The organism is Rhodovulum sp. PH10 (assembly GCF_000293785.1).
Classification (GTDB): Bacteria; Pseudomonadota; Alphaproteobacteria; order Rhizobiales; family Xanthobacteraceae; genus Rhodoplanes.
On record NZ_AKZI01000041.1, the window covers coordinates 1 to 19,807 of the forward strand.

Below are 19,807 nucleotides of genomic sequence, written 5' to 3' on the forward strand. Positions count from 1 at the left end.
CCACCTCGCTCCGCCCCGCCGCCCCGTCCCCGATTGCTCCGAAACGCTGCCGCCCCTCACCCCGCCCCTCTCCCCGCATACGGGGAGAGGGAGAGCCGGCGCCGTGCCGGCCCGCAAGTCTCCGCGTCGTTCGCCTCCGTGTCACTTCACCAGCGGGCAGCCGCCTTCGGACATCGGGCGGAACGCCTCGTCGGCCGGAATGGTGGTGACGATGTTGTAATAGTCCCACGGGCCCTTGCTGTCGGCGGGCTTCTTCACCTCGACCAAGAGCAGCGGGTGGATGTGGCGGCCGTCCTTGCGGATCTCGCCCTTGCCGAACAGCTTGTCGTCGGTCGGCATGGACTTCATCTTCTCCACCACCTTCACGCCGTCACCGTCGCTGCCGAGCGCGAACACCGCCTTGAGATAGTGGGTGACGGCGGAGTAGACGCCGGCCTGCACCATGCTCGGATGGTTGCCCTTGTTGGCCGCGGCGAAGTCCTTGGCGAAGGCACGGTTGGCGTCGCTCGTGTCCCAGTACCAGGCGGTCGTGAAGTTCAGGCCCTGCGCCGTCTTCAGCCCGAGCGCGTGCACGTCGGTGATGAACACCAGAAGGCCGGCGAGCTTTTGGCCGCCCTGCACGATGCCGAACTCGGAGGCCTGCTTGATCGCGTTGCTGGTGTCGGCGCCGGCATTGGCCAGCCCGATCACCTGCGCGCCGGACGCCTGCGCCTGCAGGAGGAACGAGGAGAAGTCCTGCGCCGGGAACGGATGACGGACGCTGCCCAAGACCTCGCCGCCCATCTCCTTCACCACCGCCGCGGTGTCACGCTCGAGCGCGTGGCCAAAGGCGTAGTCGGCGGTGAGGAAGAACCACGTCTTGCCGCCCTGCTTGACGATCGCGGCACCGGTGCCGTGCGCGAGCGCCCAGGTGTCGTAGGTCCAGTGCACGAAATTCGGCGAGCACGCGGTGCCGGTCAACTCCGAGGCGCCGGCGCCGGAGTTGAGAAACACCTTGTTCTTCTCGCGGGTGATCTGGCTCACGGCGAGCGCCACCGACGACGTCGGTGTATCGACGATCACGTCGACCTGCTCGGTGTCGTACCAGCGCCGTGCGATGCCGGCGCCGATGTCGGCCTTGTTCTGATGGTCGCCGAAGATCACCTCGATCTTCGCGTCGCATTTGTTCGCCTTGCAGTAGTCCTCGACCGCCTTTTTCGCGGCCCACACCGAGCCTTGCCCGGAGAGATCGGAATAGGTGCCCGACTGGTCGTTCAGCACGCCGATCTTGATCACCCCGTCGGTGAACTCCGCATGCGCCGGCAGCGCCGTCGCGGCGCCCATGAGAACGGCGGCGAGGCCGCCCAGAATGCCCTTGTTCATCTGCTTCCTCCGAGTGTCGTTGTCGTGTCGTCGGATCGACGAAAGGCGAGCGGCCGTGGCCGATCGCCGGTCAGACGCCGAGATACGCTTCGAGCTTCTCGCGGCTCTTTTCGATCTCGGTGTTCTCGAGCATGTCGACCACCCGGCCGTGCTCGACCACGTAGTGGCGGTCGGCGACCGTGGCGGCGAAATGAAAATTCTGCTCGACCAGCACGATGGTGAAGCCACTTTCGCGCAACGCCCGGATCGTGCTGCCGATCTGCTGAACGATCACCGGGGCGATGCCCTCGGTCGGCTCGTCGAGCAGAAGAAGGTCGGCGCCGGTGCGTAAAATCCGGGCGATCGCCAGCATCTGCTGCTCGCCGCCCGACAGTTTTGTTCCTTGGCTGCCGGATCGCTCCCTCAGGTTCGGAAACAATTCGTAGATCTGGTCGAGCTCGAGCCCACCGTTCTTCACGCGCGGCGGCAGGAGCAGATTCTCGCGCACCGAGAGGCTGGCAAAGATGCCGCGCTCCTCCGGGCAGATGGCGATGCCGGCGCGCGCGATCTGGTTCGATTTCAGGCCGATCAGCTCGCGTCCGCGATAGCGCACAGATCCGCGGCGGTTCGCCAGCATGCCCATCACCGCGCGCATGGTGGTGGTCTTGCCGGCGCCGTTGCGGCCGAGCAGCGTCACCACCTCGCCGGCGCGCACATCGAAGCTCATGCCGTGCAGCACGTGGCTCTCGCCGTACCAGGCGTTCAAATCCTCCACGGCGAGCAGCGCCTCAGCCATGGCCGGCCTCCGCCGCGGCGGGCGCCGCCGCGCTGCCGGCGCCGGTGCCCATATAGGCCTCGATCACCGCCCGATCGGACGAGACCTCGGCATAGGTCCCCTCGGCGAGAATCTCGCCGCGGGCGAGCACCGTGATGCGATCGGAGAGATCGGCGACGACCGACAGATTGTGCTCCACCATCAGCACCGTGCGGTTCTTTGCGACGCGCCTGATCAAGGCCGAGATGCGCGCGATGTCCTCGCGGCCCATGCCGGCCATCGGCTCGTCGAGCAGCAGCATTTTCGGCTCGAGCGCGAGCGTCGTCGCGATCTCCAGCGCGCGCTTGCGGCCATAGGGCAACTCGCCGGCGGTCAGCCGGGCATATTGCGCGACGCCGACCTGCTCCAACAGATCCATCGCCTCGCCGTCGAGCACCGCGACCGAGCTTTCCGCGCGCCAGAAGTGATAGGAGGTGCCGAGCTTTCGCTGCAGCGCCACCCGCACGTTCTCGAGCACGGTGAGATGCGGGAAGACGGCCGAAATCTGGAACGAGCGCACCAGCCCCATGCGGGCGACCTGATGCGGCCGGGCGGCGGTGATGTCGTGACCTTCGTAAAAGATGCGGCCGGAGGTCGGCGGCAACACCTTGGTGATCAGGTTGAAGCAGGTGGTCTTGCCGGCGCCGTTCGGGCCGATCAGCGCGTGGATGGTGCCGCGCGCGACGGTGAGGTCGACATTGTTGACCGCGCGAAAGCCGCGAAAATCCTTGGTCAAGCCCTTGGTCTCGACGACGGCCTCGCTCATCGGGCGCCTCCCGGCCACCCGACGTCACGCTGCCTCACCTCGAGACATGGCTGTAGCGCTCGGTGAGATCGCACCGCCGCAACTCCTCCCGGACGATCGAACGGTCACCGGGCCGGTGCCGCTCGTTTTGTTGTCGTTGCTCGTGTCGTGGTCGCCGCTCGGGCGTCACCCCGGCGACGACGCGGTGCGGACTCGCTCGTTCCGCACTGCATCGCGTACGTACTTTACCAAAGGGCGAGACCGCGGGAAGCCGTCATTTTGTCGAATACGATTTTGGGTCGCGCGTTCGCGCGACCGAATGCACACGTCGCGTCGCATGCAGGCGTCCGTCGTGCGCGGGCTCCGACCCGCGCATCCACCAAATCGAGAAACATCTTCTTGTTCGGCTTGATGGATCGCCGGGTCACGGCCTGCGGCCGGCCCGGCGATGACGGCGGAGTTCCCAGCGACCTTCCGCCGGCGCCTCCGCGGGGACCAGCGGAGAATGTCTCCGCCTCACGATGCCCGCAGATGGCGGATCGGCTTGCCCGGCGCGACCGTCTGCGCGGCGGCGACGATCGCCTGGGCGTCGATCCCGTAGTGGCGATAAAGGTCCGGCAGCGCGCCGGTCTGGCCGAAATGCTCGACGCCGAGCGAGCGGGTGCGATGGCCCATCACCGCCCCGAGCCAGGCGAGCGAGGCCGGGTGGCCGTCCAGCACGGTCACCAGCGCGCAGTGCGGCGGCACCTCGCCCAGAAGCCGCTCGACATGCGAGCGGGCGTGACCGAGGCCGTGCTCGCGGGCACGGCTCGCCGCCGTCCAGCCGGCATTCAGCCGGTCGGCGGAGGTGACCGCCAAGAGCCCGACATCGCGGCGGTCCTCGGCCATCAGCCCGACCGCCTGGATCGCCTCGGGGGCGATCGCGCCGGTATAGGCCACCACCACCTGGCAGTTCGGGCCGGGCTTTCGCATCCAATAGGCGCCGTCGATGATGCTCTGGCGCAGATCGTCGGTCATCTCGCGCAGCGGCTGCTCGATCGGTCGGGTGGAGAGGCGGAGATAGACCGAGCCGCCGGTCTCGTCGCGCAGCCAGGTGCGTTCCGAGGGCACCCCCTCGCCGTTGCGCTGGAGATAGTCGAAGGCGAAGGCGAGCACCACCGCGACCTCGTCGACGAAGGCCGGCTCGAAGGCGGCGAGCCCGTCCTGGGCCAGGCCGATCAAGGGCGTGGCGATCGACTGGTGGGCGCCGCCCTCGGGCGCCAGCGTGATGCCGGACGGCGTGCCGACCAGGACGAAACGGGCGTCCTGGTAGCAGGCATAGTTCAAGGCATCGAGGCCGCGCTCGATGAAGGGATCGTACAGCGTGCCGATCGGGAACAGCCGTTCGCCATGGATCGCGTGCGACAGGCCGAGCGCCGACATGAGGATGAACAAGTTCATCTCGGCGATGCCGAGCTCGATGTGCTGGCCCTTTGGCGAGAACTCCCAGGTCAGCGTCGAGGGGATGCGCTCCTTCTTGAAGGTGTCGACCATCGGCTGGCGGGCGAACAGGCCGCGGCGGTTCACCCAGGCGCCGAGATTGGTCGACATCGTGACGTCCGGCGAGGCGGTCACCACCCGTGCGGCGAAGGCGGACGTCTCGTCGCGGCCGATCTCGTTGAGGATCGCACCGAACCCCGCCTGCGTCGACATGGTGCGGGCGATCTCGATCGGCAGGGTCGCCGGCACCGCGACATGGGCGGCCTCGTGGCGGCGGGCGCCCTTCGCCGCGAACGGCACCTTTTCGAGAAACGTCCTCAGCTCCCCCTCGGGCAGCCGCAAGCCCTCGAAAAGATTCCATTCGTGGCCGGGGCGGATGTCCATCGCCTGCCGCAGCGTCTCCATCTGGGCGGTGGTCATCAGGCCGGCGTGGTTGTCCTTGTGGCCGGCGAACGGCAGGCCGTGGCCCTTCACGGTGTAGGTGATGAAGCAGGTCGGCCGGTCGTGATCGACCTTGCCGAACGCCTCGAGCAGGGTCGGCAGGTCGTGGCCGGCGAGGTTGGTCATCAGGCGGGCGAGATCGTCATCCGAAAGGGAGTCGATCAGCGCGGTCGGGCCGCTTCCACCGAGATCCTCGGCGAGCCGCTTGCGCCACGCCGCGCCGCCCTGAAAGGTGAGCGCCGAATAGAGCTGGTTCGGGCAGGTGTCGATCCAGCTGCGCAGCGCCGCCCCGCCCGGCTGGGCGAAAGCGTGCTCGAGCAGCACGCCGTATTTGAGGATCACCACGTCCCAGCCGAAGGCGCGAAACAGCTGCTCGTAGCGCTCCCAAAGACCCTCGCGGATCACCGCATCGAGGCTCTGGCGGTTGTAGTCGATGATCCACCAGCAGTTTCGAAGGCCCTGCTTCCAGCCCTCGAGCAGCGACTCGAAGATGTTGCCCTCGTCCATCTCGGCGTCGCCGACCAGTGCGACCATCCGGCCGGCCGGCTCGTCCGCGCGGCCCCAGCCGTGGCTGCGGACATAATCCTGCACCAGCGAGGCGAACAGCGTCTGCGCCACGCCGAGCCCGACCGAGCCGGTGGAGAAGTCGACGTCGTCGGTGTCCTTGGTGCGCGAGGGATAGCTCTGCGCGCCCTTGTAGCCGCGGAACGCCTGCATTTTTTCGCGAGACTGGCGGCCGAGCAGGTACTGAATGGCGTGAAAGATCGGGCTCGCATGCGGCTTCACCGCCACCCGGTCCTGCGGCCGCAGCACGTGGAAATAGAGCGCCGTCATGATGGTCGACAGCGAGGCCGAGGAGGCCTGATGGCCGCCGACCTTGAGCCCGTCGACATTGTCGCGGACGTGGTTGGCGTCGTGGATCATCCAGGCCGCGAGCCAGAGCACTTTGCGCTCGAGCTCGGAGAGAAGGTCGAGAGTGTCTTGGGTCATGGTCGCGATCCCCGCGAGGCCGGCCTCCGGTCGGCCGTCCGTCCGCTCGCGGGGATCATGCGCCGGGCGGCGCGCCGGCGGAAGGGCGAAGGCGGAGAGCTGCGGAGGTCGCGCGAAAAACCGGCGTCAGCCGGCCTGCTCGCGGGCGGCGAGCAGCGCGACCACCAGATAGGCGACGATCAGCACGCACAGGCCGGCGACCAGCAGCGGCCGGAACCCGTAGACCAGCGGAAAGAAGATCTGCACCGCGATCATCGTGCCGGACGCGGTGAGCCAAACGAGCGCCCCCCACGGCGCGGCGAGCCACAGCCCGACCGCGGCGACGAGATCGATCACCGCGAAAAAGACGGTCGCGGTCTGCCATGGCAGCGGCTGGGCGCCGAACGTGTCGCCGGGCGCGGCGCCGAAGCCGCACACCTGCGCCCAGTGCCAAAGGCCCTTCAGCATCGCGAGGCCGGCGACCACCCGCACGAACACCACGAGCCGCCACGTCCAGTGCGCCCGGTCCGAGCGCACGTCGTCGACCTGGACGGGGGCGAGCTCGCCGCTCGCGCCGTTCACCGACACCTCGTTCATCCGCGTCTGCCTTCCCTCGCCCGTTTCGTTCGCGCCGTTCGGCGCGGCGCCCGGCCCGCTTTCCGGCCCGCTTTCACCGGGCGTGCCGGCGGTCCCCCTGCGACGAGAAAACAGTGTCAAGTGCATGGAACACCGCGCCGGAAAGGTCTAGAACCCCGCCAAACGGCAGAACCCTTACGGAGAAGAGCCATGGCCATCAAGTACGGGCGCCCGGTCGAGTCCAAGGTGCGCGTCGTATCCGCCGACGAGCGGGCCGACCGCTCGGTCGGTCTCGACCTCGTCCACCGTCCGCGCCGCAACCGCAAGACCGACTGGTCGCGCCGCATGGTGCGGGAAAACACCCTCTCCACCAACGACTTGATCTGGCCGCTCTTCCTCGTCGACGGCGACGACGTGCGCACGCCGGTGCCGTCGATGCCGGGTGTGCACCGCATCTCGGTCGACCAGGCGGTGCGCGATGCGGTGAAGGCCGCCGAGCTCGACATCCCCTGCCTCGCCTTGTTCCCCTACACCGACCCGGCGCTGCGCGACGAGACCGGCACCGAGGCGCTCAACCCCGACAACCTGGTGTGCCGCACCGTCCGCGCCATCAAGAAGGAGGTGCCGAACATCGGCCTCCTGTGCGACGTCGCGCTCGATCCCTACACCAGCCACGGCCACGACGGCCTGATCCGCGACGGCGTGATCCTCAACGACGAGACGGTCGACCTCCTGGTGAAGCAGTCGCTGCTCCAGGTCGAAGCCGGCTGCGACATCATCGCCCCCTCCGACATGATGGACGGCCGGATCGGCGCGATCCGCGAGGCGCTCGACGACGACGGCCACACCGACATCCAGATCATGGCCTACGCGGCGAAATTCGCCTCGGTGTTCTACGGCCCGTTCCGCGACGCGGTGGGCTCCTCGACCACCCTGATCGGCGACAAGCGCACCTACCAGATGGACTACTGCAATACCGACGAGACCCTGCACGAGGTGGCGCTCGACCTCGAGGAGGGCGCCGACATGGTGATGGTCAAGCCCGGCATGCCGTATCTCGACATCATTTGGCGGTTGAAAGACACCTTTGCGCGGCCGACCTTCGCCTACCAAGTGTCCGGAGAGTATGCCATGATCATGGCTGCCGCCGGGCACGGGTGGCTCGACGGCGAAAAGGCGATGGTGGAAAGCCTGCTCGCCTTCAAGCGGGCGGGTGCGGACGGGGTCCTCACCTATTTCGCCCCGCGGGTGGCCGAGAAGCTGAAGCACGGCCGGATCGTCTGACCCGGGATCGTCTCCCGGATACGCGACCCCGAAGCGCTTCACCGGACCGGAACCCGCGAGCGAAAACGGCTCGAGGTGGTCCACGGCGTCAGTGGGGGCGTATCAGGGGGGCGTACCATGCAAAAGCATGGAGTCGATGGGCGACGGTTCGGAACCGGCCCCCGCAAGCGATTTCTGGCGGCCGCACGCGGCCGCCGCATCCTCCGCGACGGCGGCCGCGCGACCGGCTCCTCTTGGTCCAACGCGGGCTGGTCCGGGTCTTCCTGGTCCGGCGCGGGTTGGCCCGGCGAGCGGACACGCACCGCCACGACGGCCGGCCGTGCCGCCGGAGCGTCGGGCCGCGCCGGCTCTGCGGCCGACGAGCGGCCGATCGCCCCGCCCGGCCGGCTCGGGCGCGTGCTGGTGAACGGCCTCGCCTGCGGCGTCGCGCTGATGGGCATCTGGGTCGCCCTCGCCAACACCGTGCTGCGCGACCCGGCCGATTTTTCTCGCCCCGGCCTCGGCAGCGTGACGATCGTCGGCGGCCCCTCCGCCGGCATGCCGATCCGGCTCTCGGGCAGCCCGCCGGCCGAGCTCGATTTCGGCCTTCCCCCCAAACCCGTCGCGACGGTGGCGATCGCCGCCCCCTCGCCGGTGCCGGACGACGCGAGCCACGACGGCCTCGCCCTCGCCTCGGCTGGCGGCCTTCCGGCCGCAGCCTCCGCACTGCGGGTCGGCGCCGGGCCCGAGGCGGTGGGCGCGGCGCTGCCCGGCTTACCGGCCTTCCCGGGCGTCACCGACATCCCCGACACCACCGGCGCCGACACGACCGGAGCCCTCGCGCCACCCGCGGACGGAGCCGCCGTGCCGCTGCCGCCGACCCGTCCGGAGATCGCCCGGCTCACCCCGCCCGCCGTCGACCCGCCCCTCCTCGGCCCGGTGCCGATGCCGCGCGCGAGGCCCTATGCGATCGCCGCCCGGCCGGCCGCGCCGTTCGCGCCGTTCGCCTCGCCGGCGGATCCGCGCACCCTCACCGGCACCGAGATCGACCGCAACCGGCCGTATTGAGTTGGCGCGGGCTCGCCCGCTGCTCGCGTGGCGTCGAACGCCACTGAGTTTTCCGAAGCGGTTCCCCACCCGCTCGTCCCCGCGAAAGCGGGGACCCAGACTTTCTCCCGAGCTGTTGCCGCAAGATTTCTGGGTTCCCGCTTTCGCGGGAACGAGCGGAGGATGGGGTTTTCTCGCGAAGGACGGGCTTTCATGCGGACGAAGGACGGGATCCGCCCCCTCCGCATCCGCCCCCTCCGCATCCGCTCCGACCCCGCGTCTCACCCGTAGGCCTTGGTGGCCTCGATCCGCATCGGCCGGAACCCGCGGGCGGCGAGCGCCTCGACGATCTCCTGGCCGTGCGCGCGGTCGCGCGCCTCGATCGTCACGTCGACGGTCGCCCCCTTGGCCGGCACGTCGAGAAACAGCCGGTGGTGCTCGACCTCGAGGATGTTCGCGCCCTGCGCCCCGAGCACGGTGGCGATCGAGCCGAGCACGCCCGGCCGGTCGGGGATGGTGAGCCGGATCGACACGATGCGCGACTCGCGCTCGAGCTCCCGCACCACGATGGAGGCGAGGATCCGCGGGTCGATATTGCCCCCGCACAAAATCAGCCCGACCTTCTTGCCGCGGAATTTCTCCGGCTTTGCCAGCATCGCCGCGAGCCCGGCGGCGCCCGCGCCTTCGGCCATCGTCTTCTGCAGCGTGAGATGCGCGTTGACCGCCCGCTCGAGGTCGCCCTCGTCGACCAGCAAAATCTCCGGCACCGAGGCTTCGATGATCGGCCGGGTCAGTGCGCCGACGTTCTTCACCGCAATTCCCTCGGCGAGCGTCGGCCCGCCGATCGGCCGGGTCTCGCCGGTGATCGCGTTGCGCATCGAGGGATAGAGCGCCGCCTCGACCCCGAGAATCTCGATGTCGGGCTTCACGCCGCGGGCGGCCACCGCATTGCCGGCGATCAGCCCGCCGCCGCCGATCGGGACGACCAGGATATCGAGGTCCGGCACCGCCTCCAGCATCTCGAGCGCGACGGTGCCCTGCCCGGCGATCACGTGCGGATCGTCGTAGGGGTGCACGAACGACAGCGTCTCCGCCGCGGCGATCGCTTCCGCCCGCGCCTGCGCCTCGGTGAGCGTGTCGCCCTCCAGAACCACCCGGGCGCCGAACGCCTTGGTCGAGGCGACCTTCACATAAGGCGTGGTCGCCGGCATCACGATGGTGGCCGGCACGCCGAGCCGCTGGGCGTGGTGGGCGACCGCCTGGGCGTGATTGCCGGCCGACATCGCGATCACCCCGCGGCGGCGCGCGTCCCGGTCGAGCGCGACCAGCTTCACATAGGCGCCGCGGTCCTTGAACGAGCCGGTGACCTGCAGGTTTTCGTACTTCACGAACACCTCCGCCCCGGTGAGCGCCGACAGGCGCGGCGCCGGCAACGTCGGGGTGGCAAGGATTTGGCCGGCGAGGATTTCTCGGGCGGCTTCGACGTCGGCGAGGGAAACGGTCACGGCAAGCTCCGGTGAAGGGGCGCGCGAGGGCGCGGGCGCCGGCGGCCGGCAGGGGCGCGGCGGCGTATACGTGCGGCGGCGGGGCGGCGGAGGATGCGCCGAGATGTCCCCTTGCGGGCGGCGCCGGAGACGGCCATGTGCGGACGAGGGGCGAATTCGACCCGCATTGCATCGACGAGGCGCACGATGGCGAACGCAGGCTTCGGCCGGCCGAACGAGCCGTATTCCGACCGCCCGGCCGAGCTCGGTCCCGAGCTGCAGCCGGAGCTGTTCGAGGGCGTCGTCTCGCGCCGCGTGCTGGCCTTCCTGGTCGATCTGGTGGTGCTGGCGGTTCCGGTGATCGTCGGCTCGATCCTCGTCTTCCTGTTCGGCATCGTCACGCTCGGCCTCGGCCTGATGCTGTTCTGGCTGTTCACGCCGGCGGTGATCGTGTGGGCCTTGGTCTACTACGGAAGCACCCTCGGCGGCCCCTACTCGGCCACCATCGGGATGCGGGCGGTCGACCTCGAGATGCGCACCGTCCACGGCGAGGCCTGCTCCACCCTGCAGGGCGCGACGCATCCGGTGCTGTTCTGGCTGTCGATCTCGGCCGTCACGCCGCTCGTGCTGCTGGTGTGCTTTTTCAATCGGCGCAAGCGGCTTCTCCATGATATCGTGCTCGGCACGATCGTGATCAACACCGAGCGGCGTGCCCGGCGCGTGCTGGGGATCGATCCCACCTTTTGAGCGGAAATGGCTTCTCTCGGCAGCGGACGGCGCAGCGAGGACCAGACGACGGGCTCTTGCCCGGGCGGGCCGGGGCGGAGGACGCGTTCGTGACCCGCCACTCCCGCGACACCCCGCAATTCTATCTCACCGCCCCCTCGCCCTGCCCCTATCTGCCGGGCCGCGAGGAGCGGAAGGTCTTCACCCACCTGGTCGGCGAGCGCGCCGCCGACCTCAACAACCTGCTCACCCACGGCGGCTTCCGCCGCAGCCAGTCGATCGCCTACCGCCCGGCCTGCGAGGGCTGCCGCGGCTGCGTCTCGGTGCGGGTGGTGGTCGACGAGTTCTCCCCGGGCCGCAATCTGCGCCGGGTGCTCGAGCGCAACGCCGACCTTTACGGCGAGATGCGGGTGGCGGTGCCGACCTCCGAGCAGTACGGCGTCTTCCGCGCCTATCTCGACGCCCGCCACCACGACGGCGGCATGGCCGACATGACCGTGCTCGACTATGCGATGATGGTGGAGGACAGCCACGTCGACACCCGGCTCGTCGAGTACCGCCGGCGCACGCCCGAAAACCCCAACGGCGGGCGTGGCGACCTCGTCGCGGTCGGGCTCACCGACGTGCTCAAGGACGGGCTGTCGATGGTCTACTCGTTCTTCGAGCCGGCCGAGGCGCACCGCTCGCTCGGCACCTTGATGATCCTCGACCACATCGCCCGCGCCCGCGCCATGGGCCTCGCCTACGTCTATCTCGGCTACTGGGTCGCGGGCTCGCGCAAGATGGACTACAAGGCCCGCTTCCTTCCCCAAGAACGCCTCGGCCCGGAGGGCTGGGAGCGCGTGATGCGGTGAATCACCTCCGAAAAGAGCCTTTGGATGCCGACTTTCGACCGTCTCCCCGACTCGTTGCGAGGATACTGCATTTACACAGGAAAAACTTGGCCAGAATCCGCACTTTCCCGTGAGCATATAATTCCTCGCTCGCTCGGCGGAACACACAGCCCTACCATTTGGGTAAACCGAAAAACGAACAATGTTTTTGGATCGAAGATCGATGCTAAGATTACGAACGATCCGCTGATTTCTTTCGGCTGCCGCGACGCAGATGCAAGAGGTTACAGCAAAAAAGCTCGCATTCCGGAGTGGCGAGGTGCTGTACGTTGGGGCTCTGGACAGCCTGTTGGGTCGGGAGAAGGTCGCTACACACTTCGTTTCCCGTCCGCCGGCGCAACAGCATACGATTGCAGAACTCGACGCTTCGTTCCTGTTGCTTCAAACGGAAGCGCTCTGGTGATTTGGAGGTTTCCTATTGATCACGTCGCCAGACTCAAGTTTACCTTGAAGACGCTCCTCGGCATCGGATATGTGCTCTCGCCATATAATTTTTCGAATTGCTTGGATGCCGATTTCATTCGCAACGCCCTCAATGCCCCGATATCCCTCTCTGAGAACCACAAAGAAGGCGGCCTATCCTTTACTGACAGCTTCCTCGACAATACAGTCGAAGGCAGGGCACGAGACTTGGCGATCCGAAATTTTCTGGAACGAAAGTCGAAGACCACAGCCCTAATTCATCAAACTGACAGCCTACTGAATTGGTCAATCTCTTGCGTAGGATATTTCGTCGGTAGCGTTTGGCTTCCAGCCGCCAATCAACTACTGCCAAACGTGTCTAATGGAGACGGACTTCTCATCACCTTTGACCGACTTGGCTCATCCGTATCTCACGTACCCCGAACCGAGATTCCTTTTTAACTGCAATACATAATGCGACGCCTCGCGAATGAAATCGGGCGGAGATCGAGCACCACCTCGGTGGGCTTGCCCGCCGGAGAAAAGGCGCCGCCAATGGAGCGACAGCACCAGCACTGGGCACGGATGCGCTGGCTTGCCTGAGTGATGCGAGCCTGGTGCGGACGGCGGGAAACGACCTTGTCTTTCCTATCAACTTGATTTTACGCGCTTTTCTTTTCGAACTTCGCACCCCTGTGTAGCGTTTAGGCTGCGGACAGTCCGTGTTCCGTCGCTCATTCCCTGGCCACTCGCGGCTTTTCCCTCCTCACTGCACCACCGGAACGAATCGGGCTCCCCGCTCGAGGCGTTGCACACGGCCACTCGTACGCGCTGGAGTGCCCCTCCCCCAATGCAGAAAGTGTCTGGATGACCCCACGAATCAAAAAAAGGTCCATTATCAGGCAGACTATCCTTCGCTAAACCTACAATACACAATTCAGCCCGTCACAACCGGCATGCTCACCGAAAAAGACATCGATCAGGAAGCCGCAGACCCGATAAAGGAAATTCCACAAAGCAACCAAGCGGAGGAGTACAGGAAAGCGCCCTTCGCAGGCTGTGCTTGGAAACCGAACTCGGAAGCCGCCCATGAACTCGTCGACAAAATCTCGGGCCTCATAGCCGAACACGAAAAGCGAAAGCGAAAGCGCGGGTCCAAGCAGGCTCAATTCGATGCCACTGCGGCGGGATTCTTAGGCGACCTACTGGTGGCCGTTACCGAGGAGAACCCGCAAGGCTGGGTGTACCGGCCCATGGGTAGGAGCAGGTTTTCCTCCTCCGACGTGACTTACCATGACTTCAAGAGCCTGACGGACGAAATGACCCAACTGAGGTTGATCGAAGAAAAGCCTGGCTTTTCAGAGCGATTTCAGTGGGATGATGATGACGAACCGTGCATGGGGCGCAAGGCCGCGACCCGGTTCAGAGCCTCATCACCCGACCTATGGGAAGCTGCCAACTCGCTCGGCATAAGCAGCCACAACGTCAGAACACACTTTATCCTACGATTGCCGTCCTACCCCCTCATCCTTAGGGGGCAATCAGGGAGACATCACAACCATTGGGAAGAGACAGGTTCGACTATCAAGTTTCCCCACACCCGTGAAACAGACCTCCTCGCGAACGAGGTAAAGGAGCTGAACGAGTTCCTAGATCAGATCGAGATCCGAGGCGGGACACATCGTGACTACAATCGTATCTTCAACAAGGGTAACGACGACAACTTTCATTGGAACAAGGGAGGACGCCTCTACAGCCAAGGAGACGAGACATACCAGCGGCTTAACAAGGAAGAACGCCTTCGGATGACCATGGATGGAGAGCCTGTTTCCGAATTGGATATTCGGGCAAGCTACCTCACGATCCTCCATTCGGTTCACGGGTGCCCTCTCGACCAGTCGAACGACCCATACGTACTTCCGGAACTCGGGCTGAATGCCCGAGGCGCGGTCAAGAGTTGGTGTGCCGTCACCTTCGGGAGCGAGAAACATTTCGATCGGTGGCCGACGAAGATCATCGAGAAATATCTCTCGAAAACAGGAAGAAAGCTTGGGAGGGATTACCCTGTGCGCATGATACGAGACCACGTATGCAGACATTATCCGCTACTGGCCGATTGGGAAAAGCTCGACACGACCTGGGCCGCGCTCGGATCGAGAGAAAAGGCACCGGAACGCGCTTTCGGGTCTCTCCTTCGTAGCGGCCCCGCAGCCGCTGCCTCACTCCCGTCCCTGCCCATAGTACTAGTACCTACGCTTTAACCGAGTTTTTGAAGTCATATGTAGAAAATCCCTGAAATCGAGGAGCAAGAAGGGACCCGAAGCAGGCGTATCGACAATAGCCCTCCTGAAGCGCCCAGGAAGACCGCTGGTTGAGTTTGGCGTTTTCCCTCCCTTGGTGCCGCTCTCCACAAATAATCGTTCAGCGAGGCCCTCAGGAGCGTTTGGAGGGGTTTTCGGTACACATGCTCGACTACAGAGACCACACAGCAAGCCCCGCTTCCGCCGCCACAGGATCATCCTTAATGCGGTACACCGTTTGCCTGCTCAATCCGGTCAGCTTGGCAATCTGCCCAATTCCTGTGTCCTGACCCAAGAGGTCGCGGACGGCCGTAAGCTGGTCCCTGGTGTAGCTCGGCTTACGGCCCCGATAATGCCGTTCACCACCCTCCCCGGCCTCTGCATCCTTAGCCTTCGCAAGCTCGATGCCGGCCCTCTGGGCTTCCTTCGTGGCCTCTGCCTGGGCCTGGGCCATGGCAGCCATGAACCCGATCAGCGCGTCTCTGACGGCCTGCTGCATGGGATCCTGGGTGGCCCCATCGAAGGTGAGCCCGTTGATGACCGTGCGGACCACCACCCCACGGCGCATGAACTCACGAACCGTGTCACAAACATCGAGGTAGTTCCGGCCCAGCCGGTCGAGCCATCGAACCACGAGGGTGTCACCGGCCCGCAGGAGGTCGAACAGGCGCCTTCCCTCGGGTCGCTCTTGCAGCCGAGTGCTGATCCCGGACACCCCGTGGTCGGCCACCACATGGTCGATACGAAACCCGGCGGCTTCGGCCTGGGTGCGTTGGTGCTCCAGGGTCTGCTCCGCGGTCGAGACCCGAGCGTAGAGGAACGTAGGCATTGACACTTCTCGTCCGCTGAGATGGTGTCCGCACACTTCCATGTCCGTTGATGGAAATCAACCCTAGCGAACGCAATTTCGAGCACCGTCTCGCGTGTCCGCTAGGGCATACCGTAACGGCCACAATGAGCACAACATTTCGGACGGCTAGGCAGGAGCAAGATTGACATCCTCGACAAATTGCGCGAGCATACCGATCCCTGTGCACAAGGGCGCGCCAAGGCGCATTCCAGCGGCCACACGGCCGAACCTGTAGTATGGCACGGGGGCGGGGCTTTCCCTGCCCCCAGTGTCATCTAAGGTATGAGAACCGATCAGTGACGAACGTAGCGCGCACCTTCACTAAAGGAGGAAAACAGTACTTTGTGCCCGTCAGCTCTATATGGGCATTAATGTACGGGTCGCGCCTGGCTCAATCCGACAGAGACGAGGCGTTCACAACCCACGAGCAAAAGTGCTCGGAAATAATCAAAAAATAAGAGAACACTGGCATCCACATGAAACATTCAAGACCTTTTCAAAAAAGGCCCATATAGCTGCCCTGCGCCCGCACATTGGAAATAGATGGTTTGCTTCAATTGACTTAGAGAGTTTTTTTGAACATGTAACACGAGCTAAAGTACACAGAGCCATTGAAAACATTGGATTTTCCCGCACACGGGCGTTTCGGATCGCCGGAGAAAGTACGGTACGACAAAACGAGAAATACTCCCTTGCCCGAGGATTTCCCCAATCAGCTGTATTGGCTACCCTTGTCCTCGACCGCTCTTTGTTTGGCTCGTACCTACGGAAACGGAACGACAAATCAGCGTTAACTATTTATAGCGACGACATTATCCTCTCTTCCAATAATTTTCAAAATTTGGTGGACGAGTACTGGCTAATTATTGAACTCCTGGGACGCTCAAATTTCTCGGTCAACACCCACAAGTCGCAGCCTCCTAATCGAGAAGTAGTTGTATTCAACATTCGTCTTTCACACAAACTATTGCGCTTTACTGATGAGCGCATGTGGAGATTCTTTATAAGAGCCAAAGACCTACTACAAAATACGTCTAGCGAGCAGAGAGATGAAAAGTATCAGGAATTCTTCGGGAGATACGTTGCGAGCATCAACTCTGAGCAGGCACGCCAGCTCGCGGAAAGCCTCGGCGTTTCTGCTGCCACCTGAGCCAATGTCCCTTACTGGGCACTGAGATAACTATACACATTCTCTTCGGAAGACTGCTTAAGTTTCGTATCGAGGAAACCGCTCCAGCGCCTTCGCCATGTCGCCCAGCGTCGGCGCCCCGTACTCCCGGCCCACGGTGGTCGGGGCATGGCCCGTGATGGCATCGGAGACGCGTTCGCTGATGCCACACCGGTCGGCAATCTGCTTGAAGGTGTGCCGCCATGCGTGGTTCGGGCGAAGCTCGGGATCCGTCACGCCGAGGCTTCTCACCCAAGCGGCCAGACGCTCCCGAGTCTTCACGTATCGTGGCTTCGAGGGGTTCGTGAGGTCGTCTTTTCCCCGCTTGTCCCGCCCCTCGTTGTAGAACAACGGCCCCTCCCCGCTCCCGCGGACGAATTCGAGGAAGCCCTGGGCGAGCAGGTGTTCGTGCAACGGCACGACACGAGCGTGGCCGGTCTTTACCGTTCCGGCCTCGGGAGTGATCCGGATCGCGTGAATGCCGTCCCGCTCGATCACGTCCACCCCGCGCAATTGGGTGATTTCCCCGGCTCGGGCACCCGTGTAGGCACACACCCAAGGCACCCACCGCTTTGCCGCCTCGAACGTCCGCGTGGTGTCCTCGATGGCGAGCGACGCCGACAGGATGACCTTCACCTCGGCATCGAGGAATGCCTTGGTTTCCCGCGAGGTGCTTCGCCTGGGGACGGTCACGGACACCTCGGTGAACGGGTTCTTCGTGAGCAGCTTGCTGGCCACGCCCCAATTGAAGACCGTCTTCAGCGCAGAGAGCCACACGTCCCGGACCGTTTGCGGTGACCGCTGGTCGTTCGGAAGGCCCCGGATCCACTCCTGAGCGTCCTCGGGCGATATCGATCCGGCACTCCGATCGGGGAAATCCTCTCGCAGTTGAACGAAGACGCCGCGCCACCGGTCCACGGTGGAGGTTGCGGGCTTCTTTTCTGCAATCCATTGCTCGAACAGAGCCCACGGCGTGAGGCCCGGATCCGGTGTCCGCTCGAACTCCGGAAACTCTTTCGGGTGCTCGTCCGGCGAGTAGTCTCCCTTGGCCCGCCTGATCAGCAATCGAAGGCCCGCGGCCATGTCCCGATAAAGGAAATCGAGGAACATCCCTCGCGAGGTTTCATCGAGGGCCAGCTTCCGGTGGGCGAGGAACCGGGAGGTCTCCGCCACGTCCGCCAGAACCGGCCGGAGCCGTTCACGAAACTCCGGGCTCTCCTCCCAAACATCGGGGTCTTGATCCCCGGCGACACCGAGGTCCACGAGGACGGCCTGAACCTCATCCCCGATATCACCGAGCACGGCTTCCCAGTGAGACGCCGGAAGCTGTCGCTCCAATTGCCGTTCGGTGAACCATCGATACCACTCGCCGGCGAGGGCTCTGGCCTGCTGAACCGTGAGCGTGTGCCCACCACCGTCGCGCTTCGCCCTGAGGTTCGTGATGCGCGTTTCGATTTCCGACTCCCAGTCCCGGCACAGATTCCTGGCGTGCTGAAGCGGCACGAGACCCGAGTTGAACCGCTCCTCCCACCGCAGACCGAACGCGCGCTCGTAGTCGTCTCGGATGTCCGTCGGGATGCGCTTACGGGCGGTCCATCCACCCTTGGCTCTGGGGTCGACGTCATCGCTACACCGCCCTCGTGCAGCGTTCCGTGTCGTCCCCACGGTGGAAAAGGCAATCTAATCCAGCATGTTATTGAAATCGAAGACCTCGCGAACCGCCTGGTGCGGACGGCGGGACTCGAACCCGCACGAGGTCTCCCCCAGCGGATTTTAAGTCCGCTGCGTCTACCGGTTCCGCCACGTCCGCACGGGCGGCGTCTCGCGCCGTCGGGCCGGCCCGCGGCGCGGGCGAGGACGGCCTGTCGGGCGCAAACGCAAAGCCCCGGCGCGACCCTAGCATCGCCGGCACCGGGGTGCATCCGCCGTGGGTGCGTACGTCCGCCGCGTCGAGCTACGGCGCGCGCCGTCGGGGCGGGGGATGCGGCGCGTCGCAAAGTCCGCGATTGGCCCGCCTCGGGCTCGCCGCCGGCGAAAAAACTCGCTCGCCCCCGTCACCGATCGAACGGCCCGAGGATTGCGACTCGCTCGGCTGCACCCTGCGCGCCGGCGCGTCGCGGAGGCGACGGGGCTCGGACCGAACGGCCCGCGAGGCGCCCGACGCCATCGTCGGACACAAGGCGTCGGCGGTGGCCGCCCTCCCCGCCCCCACCGTCGATTTCCGGACCGTCGGCCGCCTCCGTTTCCCATAACCACGGCCGCCCGGGCCGGACCGCGCGCCATCTCCGTTCCCCGGAACCGCGGCTGCCGAGCCGGACCGTCGGCCGCCTCCGTCTCCCAGGACCGCCGCCAACAGATCCGAACCGCGCGCCGCCTCCATTTCGGGGAACCGCAACTGCCCGCGCCGAGCCGCCGCTCGCCTCTACTTCCCAGAATCGCGGCCGCCCGAGCCGGACCGCCGACCATCCCTACTTCCCCGAGCCGTGCCCCCCGGAACCGTGGCCGCCCGAGCCCTTGCCGGGCTTCGACGCCTCGTCCGCGTTCTCGTCGTCCTCGTCGTCCTCGGGCTCGCGGGTCCCGGAGTCGTCGTCCTCGGACTCGCCCGTCTCGGAGTCGTCGTCGTCCAAATCCTCGTCGTCTTCGTCTTCTTCTTCGTCGTCGTCGTCGGAGTCGTCGTCCTCGTCTTCGGAGTCGTCGTCCTCGTCGTCCGAATCCTCGTCGTCGTCGGAGTCCTCGTCCTCCAAATCCTCGTCCTCGAGGTCGTCCTCGTCGCTCTCGCCGTCGTCGTCCGCGAGGTCGTCGTCCTCCTCGTCCTCGTCGTCGTCGAGATCGTCGTCGCCGGCGGCGATCGCGGTGGCGCCCCGGCCGCGCCCGGCGGTTTTCGCCCCGGCCTTCGGATCCTCGGCCTCGTCCTCGTCGTCGTCCTCGAACCCGGCCAAATCCTCGTCGGTCAGCTCGGCGGCGCGGGCGGCCGCCTCGGCGATCGCCGCCTGCAGCCCGCGGATGAACGGCTCGGCCTGCTTCTTGTGCTCGCGAATCGCCTTGTCGACGTCCGCCTTGCAGCGGTCGAGGTCCATCTTCAGCCCCGCCACCGACGGCTTCTCGGCGGTCATCGCATAGCCGATCTTGCGCAGGTCGAGCGCGAGGTCGAGCAGCAGCGAGGCGACCATCGCGTCCGGCACCTCGTTGTCCTCGATGAAGTCGAGCACCAGCGCGTGCAACTCGTTGTAGTAGCGGTCGATCTCGTCCTCGTCGAAGTCGTCGTCGTCGAGCGGATCGTCTTCGGGGGAAGCCATGGCGTCTCCAAGA

Annotated in this window: 16 protein-coding genes and 1 tRNA gene; 7 read left to right on the forward strand and 10 right to left on the reverse strand. The window is 65.5% G+C overall.

Annotated elements, in window-relative coordinates; genetic code table 11:
* Positions 1–141: 141 nt before the first annotated feature.
* The 5 genes from A33M_RS08135 to A33M_RS08155 form a co-directional block, all read right to left on the reverse strand.
* Positions 142–1,362 (reverse strand): ABC transporter substrate-binding protein, encoded by a 1,221-nt coding sequence (locus tag A33M_RS08135; RefSeq protein ID WP_008385638.1) that lies wholly within the window; start codon positions 1,360–1,362, stop codon positions 142–144.
* A gap of 70 nt (positions 1,363–1,432) precedes the next feature.
* Positions 1,433–2,137 (reverse strand): ABC transporter ATP-binding protein, encoded by a 705-nt coding sequence (locus tag A33M_RS08140; RefSeq protein ID WP_008385640.1) that lies wholly within the window; start codon positions 2,135–2,137, stop codon positions 1,433–1,435.
* The gene (locus A33M_RS08145) at positions 2,130–2,921 is read right to left on the reverse strand and encodes an ABC transporter ATP-binding protein (RefSeq protein ID WP_008385642.1); all 792 of its coding nucleotides are present in this window, start codon (positions 2,919–2,921) and stop codon (positions 2,130–2,132) included. The genes A33M_RS08140 and A33M_RS08145 overlap by 8 nt, the downstream gene beginning before the upstream one ends.
* A gap of 495 nt (positions 2,922–3,416) precedes the next feature.
* Positions 3,417–5,810, reverse strand: a complete 2,394-nt coding sequence (locus tag A33M_RS08150) for a hypothetical protein (RefSeq protein ID WP_008385645.1) — start codon at positions 5,808–5,810, stop codon at positions 3,417–3,419.
* Between the two features lie 126 nt (positions 5,811–5,936).
* Positions 5,937–6,386 carry a DUF6163 family protein gene (locus A33M_RS08155; RefSeq protein WP_008385647.1) on the reverse strand — a complete coding sequence of 150 codons (450 nt, stop codon included), beginning with the start codon at positions 6,384–6,386 and terminating at the stop codon, positions 5,937–5,939.
* 189 nt (positions 6,387–6,575) lie between these two features.
* Between A33M_RS08155 and hemB the strand changes: the two genes are divergently transcribed.
* A complete protein-coding gene (gene hemB, locus A33M_RS08160) occupies positions 6,576–7,649 on the forward strand; it encodes a porphobilinogen synthase (RefSeq protein WP_008385649.1) in 1,074 nt (357 codons plus the stop codon).
* Between the two features lie 396 nt (positions 7,650–8,045).
* Positions 8,046–8,696: a hypothetical protein gene (locus tag A33M_RS23470; RefSeq protein WP_008385651.1), complete on the forward strand. Its 651-nt coding sequence runs from the start codon at positions 8,046–8,048 to the stop codon at positions 8,694–8,696.
* 260 nt (positions 8,697–8,956) lie between these two features.
* On the opposite strand, the gene A33M_RS08170 is transcribed toward A33M_RS23470, so the two are convergent.
* On the reverse strand, positions 8,957–10,180 hold the full coding sequence (locus A33M_RS08170) for a threonine ammonia-lyase (RefSeq protein WP_008385653.1): 1,224 nt from the start codon (positions 10,178–10,180) through the stop codon (positions 8,957–8,959).
* Positions 10,181–10,366: 186 nt separating this feature from the next.
* Here A33M_RS08170 and A33M_RS08175 point away from each other — a divergent pair, with 186 nt between their 5' ends.
* The 4 genes from A33M_RS08175 (at position 10,367) to A33M_RS23765 (ending at position 14,441) form a co-directional block, all read left to right on the forward strand.
* Positions 10,367–10,906, forward strand: coding sequence for an RDD family protein (locus A33M_RS08175; RefSeq protein ID WP_008385655.1), 540 nt, complete (start codon positions 10,367–10,369; stop codon positions 10,904–10,906).
* Positions 10,907–10,995: 89 nt separating this feature from the next.
* Positions 10,996–11,739 (forward strand): arginyltransferase, encoded by a 744-nt coding sequence (locus tag A33M_RS08180; protein WP_008385657.1) that lies wholly within the window; start codon positions 10,996–10,998, stop codon positions 11,737–11,739.
* A gap of 24 nt (positions 11,740–11,763) precedes the next feature.
* Positions 11,764–12,642 (forward strand): HNH endonuclease, encoded by an 879-nt coding sequence (locus A33M_RS22835; RefSeq protein ID WP_083850370.1) that lies wholly within the window; start codon positions 11,764–11,766, stop codon positions 12,640–12,642.
* A gap of 494 nt (positions 12,643–13,136) precedes the next feature.
* A complete protein-coding gene (locus A33M_RS23765; RefSeq protein ID WP_157223379.1) occupies positions 13,137–14,441 on the forward strand; it encodes a hypothetical protein in 1,305 nt (434 codons plus the stop codon).
* A gap of 211 nt (positions 14,442–14,652) precedes the next feature.
* Here the strand turns inward: A33M_RS23765 and A33M_RS08190 are convergent, their stop codons facing one another.
* A complete protein-coding gene (locus A33M_RS08190) occupies positions 14,653–15,309 on the reverse strand; it encodes a recombinase family protein (protein ID WP_040619716.1) in 657 nt (218 codons plus the stop codon).
* 454 nt (positions 15,310–15,763) lie between these two features.
* Here A33M_RS08190 and A33M_RS22840 point away from each other — a divergent pair, with 454 nt between their 5' ends.
* Positions 15,764–16,480, forward strand: a complete 717-nt coding sequence (locus A33M_RS22840) for a reverse transcriptase domain-containing protein (protein WP_157223380.1) — start codon at positions 15,764–15,766, stop codon at positions 16,478–16,480.
* A gap of 57 nt (positions 16,481–16,537) precedes the next feature.
* On the opposite strand, the gene A33M_RS22245 is transcribed toward A33M_RS22840, so the two are convergent.
* The 3 genes from A33M_RS22245 to A33M_RS22250 form a co-directional block, all read right to left on the reverse strand.
* Positions 16,538–18,001 (reverse strand): site-specific integrase, encoded by a 1,464-nt coding sequence (locus A33M_RS22245; RefSeq protein ID WP_052026948.1) that lies wholly within the window; start codon positions 17,999–18,001, stop codon positions 16,538–16,540.
* A 220-nt stretch (positions 18,002–18,221) separates the two neighbouring features.
* Positions 18,222–18,308: transfer RNA gene (locus tag A33M_RS08200), tRNA-Leu, on the reverse strand.
* A gap of 658 nt (positions 18,309–18,966) precedes the next feature.
* A complete protein-coding gene (locus A33M_RS22250; protein WP_008385662.1) occupies positions 18,967–19,794 on the reverse strand; it encodes a hypothetical protein in 828 nt (275 codons plus the stop codon).
* Between the last annotated feature and the right edge of the window lie 13 nt (positions 19,795–19,807).

What these genes read in the sequence shown, in the direction of transcription:
- A33M_RS08150 (WP_008385645.1), bottom strand. Translation starts at nt 5,810, where the DNA reads ATGACCCAAGACACTCTCGACCTTCTCTCCGAGCTCGAGCGCAAAGTG.
- A33M_RS22835 (WP_083850370.1), top strand. Translation starts at nt 11,764, where the DNA reads ATGCCGACTTTCGACCGTCTCCCCGACTCGTTGCGAGGATACTGCATT.
- A33M_RS08190 (WP_040619716.1), bottom strand. Translation starts at nt 15,309, where the DNA reads ATGCCTACGTTCCTCTACGCTCGGGTCTCGACCGCGGAGCAGACCCTG.
- hemB (WP_008385649.1), top strand. Translation starts at nt 6,576, where the DNA reads ATGGCCATCAAGTACGGGCGCCCGGTCGAGTCCAAGGTGCGCGTCGTA.
- A33M_RS22250 (WP_008385662.1), bottom strand. Translation starts at nt 19,794, where the DNA reads ATGGCTTCCCCCGAAGACGATCCGCTCGACGACGACGACTTCGACGAG.
- A33M_RS08140 (WP_008385640.1), bottom strand. Translation starts at nt 2,137, where the DNA reads ATGGCTGAGGCGCTGCTCGCCGTGGAGGATTTGAACGCCTGGTACGGC.
- A33M_RS08135 (WP_008385638.1), bottom strand. Translation starts at nt 1,362, where the DNA reads ATGAACAAGGGCATTCTGGGCGGCCTCGCCGCCGTTCTCATGGGCGCC.
- A33M_RS08155 (WP_008385647.1), bottom strand. Translation starts at nt 6,386, where the DNA reads ATGAACGAGGTGTCGGTGAACGGCGCGAGCGGCGAGCTCGCCCCCGTC.
- A33M_RS23765 (WP_157223379.1), top strand. Translation starts at nt 13,137, where the DNA reads ATGCTCACCGAAAAAGACATCGATCAGGAAGCCGCAGACCCGATAAAG.
- A33M_RS08145 (WP_008385642.1), bottom strand. Translation starts at nt 2,921, where the DNA reads ATGAGCGAGGCCGTCGTCGAGACCAAGGGCTTGACCAAGGATTTTCGC.
- A33M_RS08175 (WP_008385655.1), top strand. Translation starts at nt 10,367, where the DNA reads ATGGCGAACGCAGGCTTCGGCCGGCCGAACGAGCCGTATTCCGACCGC.